The organism is Microcoleus sp. M2_D5 (assembly GCF_036701935.1).
Classification (GTDB): domain Bacteria; phylum Cyanobacteriota; class Cyanobacteriia; order Cyanobacteriales; family Microcoleaceae; genus Microcoleus.
Map to the genome: position 1 here is coordinate 1 of NZ_JAUBRP010000102.1, position 4461 is coordinate 4461.

Consider the following 4461-nt stretch of genomic DNA (forward strand, 5'->3'; position numbering starts at 1 on the left):
AAAAATCTTCTCTTCATCCCTTGGGCAAGTCGGTGGCAACTAGAATAACTGCTACCCCTACTTATTGAGCCGATACCTTCGGTCAATTACCCGAAATTAGGTAGGGGCGGGTAAACCTGCCAATATCTGCCAATAATTGACAATCTCAAAAACCCGCCCCGGCCGGGATATTATGGTCAATCGCTCGGATATGATATAATATCAAATCCGCTGACATCGGAATTGATATTACCCACAGTCAGGACACCGCGCCGTGCCGTTTTCCTACAATTAATCGGGCGATGGTTACATCTTTCATCGAAGAAGATTGATGATTTTGGGGTAGGGAAACGGCACGGCCGCGTCCGAGATTGCTGAGGTCTATTTTTCTTCTTAAGCTGTTTCTGATATTTTTTGTCCGTGCAAGGGCAAAATATAAGCAACCGCTTTCACAAACTCTACTCCCCAACGGCCATGCCTAAAAAAAATCTTATCCCGCTATTGATTCTGTTGGCAGCCCTGTTTACCCTTTACGGTGACACTTTAACTTTTCTCCCCAAACCTGTAAGAGATACTAGCGTGGCCAGTCGAAAGTTCTTCGTCGGGTTGTGGCCAGATTGGTTGAGGCCCAGAGATTTCAACGAAAAAAGGCAACAGGATATTGAGAAATTGCAAAAAAGTCCTAGCCCGAGTCGATAGTTTTGAGCTACCAGCGAGAAACCCTGTTTTTCTAACAATACCTAGCCATTTTATTGTAGGTTGGGTTAAGCGAAGCGAAACCCAAAATGAGGATTTGAGATTGTAGATTGTAGATTTTGGATTTGAGATTTTAGATTTTTTATCCCATCTCTAATCTGTAATCGATTAAACCTCAGATTTGAGATTTTCCCAGCAGTAAGGTGTGCAATGCACACCCTACAGATAGAGGTTATTCGTCCAGGAATATTTTAGATCGATGCTCCATCTAAAATCTAAAATCTAAAATCTAAAATTGATTAAGCCTGCTTTTTCAACCAGCTAAACATAGCTCGCAAATCTTTACCAACTTCTTCAATAGGATGTTCTGCTTCCTGACGGCGCATGGAGGTAAAACCTGGCTTGCCGGCTTGGTTTTCCAGAACGAATTCGCGGGCAAATTGACCGGATTGAATTTCGCTGAGAATTTTACGCATTTCGGCGCGGGTTTGATCCGTGACAATGCGCGGGCCGCGAGTTAAATCGCCGTATTCTGCGGTATTGGAGATACTGTCGCGCATTTTGGCGAGGCCTCCTTCTACTACTAAGTCAACGATAAGTTTAACTTCGTGCAAACATTCAAAATAAGCTAATTCCGGTTGGTATCCGGCGTTAACTAAAGTTTCAAATCCAGCTTTAATTAAGGCGCTCAAACCGCCGCACAAAACTACTTGTTCGCCAAAAAGATCCGTTTCTGTTTCTTCGCGGAAAGTGGTTTCCAGGATGCCGGCTCTGGTGCCGCCGATACCTTTAGCATAGGCCATTGCCCGATCGCGCGCTTGACCGGAAGCATCTTGATATACTGCAAACAAACTCGGAACACCTTCCCCTTGTTCGTAAGTCCGTCGCACCAAGTGTCCGGGCCCTTTGGGCGCAACCATTACTACGTCTACATTGGCAGGAGGAACAACTTGGCCGAAGTGAATGTTAAAACCGTGAGCAAATGCTAAAACATTTCCTTCAGAAAGGTTCGGTTCGATTTGTTCTTTGTAAATAGTTTTTTGAACTTCATCGGGCAATAAAATCATGATGAAGTCAGCAGCAGCGGCTGCTTTGTCTACCGGGTGAACTGTTAAACCCGCGTCGGTTGCTTTGGCTGCAGATTTGCTACCGGGATACAAACCGACAACGACATTCATGCCACTGTCTTTGAGGTTGAGGGCGTGGGCGTGTCCTTGGGAACCGTAGCCGATGATAGCAATCGTTTTGTTGGCTAAGAGGTCTAGGTTCGCGTCGGTGTCGTAATACATACGGGCCATAATCCTTGTCTCCTGAGATGCAAATTGGGTGATTGACTGCAAAACTCTAATTTTATCAAGGTAGGGTACTTTTTTTGCATAATTTTTTTGGGTTAAGATTTGGGCGGGGGAAAACAAAGGGATCTCGCCCTGAATTTAGCAGCGTTGGTGCCGGAGTCTGCGATCGTCAAATATAATTGTCAATAGCGTGCTGTGCATTTGGAAAAACCTCACATCTTGCACCATTCTCAAAAACAGGCAAGATGCCTGTTCCACAAAAAAAATTACTCTTTGTGGAACAGGCATCTTGCCTGTTCCTAAAAAGCTTATTGAGAATGGTGCAACATCTCAGAAAAACAAAACTAACTAAATTTATTCAAATGAAAATAAAGGCAATACATCATGTGGCGATTATTTGTTCGGATTACCAAGCCTCAAAAAAATTTTATGTAGAAGTATTGGGATGTTCCATTATCAAAGAAACTTTCCGAACCGAGAGGAATTCTTACAAACTAGATTTGCGAGTCGGAAACGGCGACACCATCGAGCTTTTCTCATTTACCAACCCTCCTGAAAGAGTTAACAATCCTGAAGCTTGCGGTTTGAGACATTTAGCTTTTGCCGTAGAAGACATAGAAGCATCAGTTACTTACTTAAAATCCCAACAAGTAGAAGTAGAACAAATTCGCCTTGACGAAATTACAGAAAAACGGTTTACATTTTTCAGAGATCCCGACAACTTACCGTTAGAAATTTATGAAATTTAAGGAGTATCCCGATTTTGTAAAGTCGCTATTAAGTCAATAGGTGGGGTGTGCATTGCCCTAAAAACTGCATGATTCATTCCCAATCTAAAATCTAAAATCGTTTTCCTCTAGCGCTGACGCCGAAGTCTAAAATCTAAAATCTAAAATTGTATAATGGACTCTATCATCAGAAACACAATCACGGTCGGATTGCCGGCTTTAATGCTATTTATAGCCATAGTAGCTACAGGTAAAACAGGTGACGCAGCCGTTTGGTCGGGTTTGGTCAAAGTCGGCGGTTCCTTTGGTATGCTAATCGGTTTAGGTGTGTTGGTATTTGCAGGATTTGTTGCCAATTATTTTAGTTATTTTGTGGTAGATAGCTTGCTGGTGAGATTTTATCAAAAGCGGCGAGAGTTGGAACAGCCAGAACAACTGGTAAGAGAAATTGATAAATTACCGATTACAAACGACCTCAAAATTAAGCTCAAATGGGCGGTAATGCACAGCATACCGAACAAAAACCTGAGCTTAAAGTACGTAATTTTAAAATGGTTTATTATCGCAGCAACTGTAAATGCCGTATTTTCAATAGTCGGTTATTTCGGAAAATTCAACATTGTTTTTGAATTGACTTCTCATTTTAAACTACAATATCTGCTGCTTGGTTTCTCTACTTTTATATTCTTCGCTCTCGTGCGAGCAAAAAAAACATGGTTGCTGGTGAGCGCCTTTTGCATTATCATTAATTTGGCGGAAATTCTTCCTTGGTATTTTCCAGCGCCAGCCTTTGCCGGAGCAACTCCCGGACAAAACCTGCGGATTTTGCATTCAAATGTTTTAACGAATAACCGACGATATTCTGAGGTGATATCGCTGGTAAAAGCAGAACAACCCGATATCGCGGTTTTTGTTGAAGTTAGCACAGTTTGGGCGAAGGAGTTAGCCGTTTTAAGCGAAATGTTTCCTTACTCTTGCCACTACCAAGAATCTCAGAGATTTGGCAGTGCCATCTACAGCAAGCTGCCTTTAAACAATTCCTCTGTTAAACTATTTTCAAAGGGAAGAAAGAGCTTGTTTGCGGAGGTTGAATTTCAAGGTAAAATGATTTCTCTGATTCTTGCTCATCCGACTATACCCATCAAACAGCAGAGTTTTATCGATCGCAACCAACAGCTAGCCGACATCGGCGAGTATGCAGCCCAAGTCAAAAATCCGCTGATTGTGGTTGGGGATTTCAATACCACAATGTGGTCGCCATTCTACAAAAATATGGTAAAAACCGGAAATTTGCGAAATGCGCGATCGGGCTTTGGCATTTTACCGACTTGGCCGACTTTTATGCCGCTGGCTTATATTCCGATCGATCACTTTCTAGTCAGCAAAGAAATTGGTGTTTTGAAGATTCGTACTGGCCGCAATGTCGGTTCGGATCATTTGCCGTTAATTACAGATTTGGTTATTTGAAGGAAGTTCAATCAGTGACTGATTAGAAATCCGATATTTCATTATTTTTAGGAACGGGCAAGATGCCCGTTCCACAATCAAACTGAATTTTTTAGGAACGGGCAAGATGCCCGTTCCACAATCAAACTGAATTTTTGTGGAACAGGCATCTTGCCTGTTCTTCCCACAATCAAACTGAATTTTTGTGGAACAGGCATCTTGCCTGTTCTTCCCACAATCAACTGAATTTTTGTGGAACAGGCATCTTGCCTGTTCTTCCCACAATCAAACTGAATTTTTGTGGAACAGGCATCTTG

Annotated in this window: 5 protein-coding genes; 2 read left to right on the forward strand and 3 right to left on the reverse strand. The window is 42.4% G+C overall.

What is annotated here, in order from left to right; genetic code table 11:
* Window positions 1–974 precede the first annotated feature (974 nt).
* Window positions 975–2006, reverse strand: coding sequence for a ketol-acid reductoisomerase (gene ilvC / locus QUA50_RS26980; protein WP_333268307.1), 1032 nt, complete (start codon window positions 2004–2006; stop codon window positions 975–977).
* 102 nt (window positions 2007–2108) lie between these two features.
* Entirely contained in the window at window positions 2109–2258 is a 150-nt protein-coding gene (locus QUA50_RS26985; protein WP_333268288.1) for a hypothetical protein, read from the reverse strand.
* A 74-nt stretch (window positions 2259–2332) separates the two neighbouring features.
* Here QUA50_RS26985 and gloA2 point away from each other — a divergent pair, with 74 nt between their 5' ends.
* Together gloA2 and QUA50_RS26995 are read left to right on the forward strand one after the other, a co-directional pair.
* Window positions 2333–2719 (forward strand): SMU1112c/YaeR family gloxylase I-like metalloprotein, encoded by a 387-nt coding sequence (gene gloA2 / locus QUA50_RS26990; protein ID WP_333268289.1) that lies wholly within the window; start codon window positions 2333–2335, stop codon window positions 2717–2719.
* Between the two features lie 153 nt (window positions 2720–2872).
* Entirely contained in the window at window positions 2873–4165 is a 1293-nt protein-coding gene (locus tag QUA50_RS26995) for an endonuclease/exonuclease/phosphatase family protein (RefSeq protein WP_333268291.1), read from the forward strand.
* A gap of 77 nt (window positions 4166–4242) precedes the next feature.
* Here QUA50_RS26995 and QUA50_RS27000 read toward each other — a convergent pair.
* A partial coding sequence (locus QUA50_RS27000; protein WP_333433676.1) for a hypothetical protein occupies window positions 4243–4461 on the reverse strand: 219 nt, incomplete at its 5' end.